1 protein-coding gene is annotated in these 757 nt (G+C 53.6%); it reads left to right on the top strand.

Annotated elements, in window-relative coordinates:
• Window positions 1–156: 156 nt before the first annotated feature.
• The gene (locus KNP76_RS15630; protein ID WP_214845045.1) at window positions 157–630 is read left to right on the top strand and encodes a hypothetical protein; all 474 of its coding nucleotides are present in this window, start codon (window positions 157–159) and stop codon (window positions 628–630) included.
• Window positions 631–757: the final 127 nt, after the last annotated feature.

The raw sequence follows: 757 nt of genomic DNA, 5'->3' as shown, positions 1-757 counted from the left end.
GAGAGAAGGAAGACCTGGAGAGGATCGCCCGAGACATCCGACAGGATGCCAGGGCGATCCAGAAGGAAAAACAAGAAGGGATTAGCCCCAATTGCGAAGAATCAAGAAGGTAAGAGGGAAGGTTGGCAACAACCAAAGAAGAAAGGATGGTCTCCGATGAAGAACATGGACCTCACGATCTACGAGGTGACGGAATTGAACGAGCGCATGAAGTTCCTGGACCTGGCGAAGCAACATGCGCCGGTGGGCAAGGAGAAGCTACGAGAGGCGTTGAAGTCGGCAGGGGCGACGTTCGACCAACGGACGAAGCGCTGGCATATCGACCGCAGCCATCCGAATGCGGACAAGAAGGTGCTCGATTTCGTGCAGACGAGCCGTTCCAGCGTGACAAAGATGAAGTGTGTCGCCACGGATCCGTTGAAGATCGACCCGGTCACGGGGCAGTCCCGGCTGGATGACGACTATTTCGCGATCGAGACGAAACCGGAACGGATCAATCGCAAAAAGGTTTCGGTGGACATGGATGTGGCGCTACACAAGCAGTTGAAGCAGATCGCCCTGGAGAACGATGTGAAACTTTACGAGTTGGTCGAGGGCGTGCTGCGGAATTACGTCGAGAAGAAAAAATAATAGAAGGAGTGATGAAGATGTTGATGACGATAAAGGGGTTCGAATCGAGATACGAGGAAATCATGCGAGATCCGTCGGTCCGCCAGCGTGAGTTGCGTTTGGGTGAACTGATGACGGAGATGGAAGG

Origin of the sequence: Exiguobacterium sp. s150 (assembly GCF_018618435.1) — a bacterium.
Classification (GTDB): domain Bacteria; phylum Bacillota; class Bacilli; order Exiguobacteriales; family Exiguobacteriaceae; genus Exiguobacterium; species Exiguobacterium alkaliphilum.
Note: the sequence above shows the minus strand (reverse complement) of the source record. Positions and strands in the feature narration are given on the sequence as shown.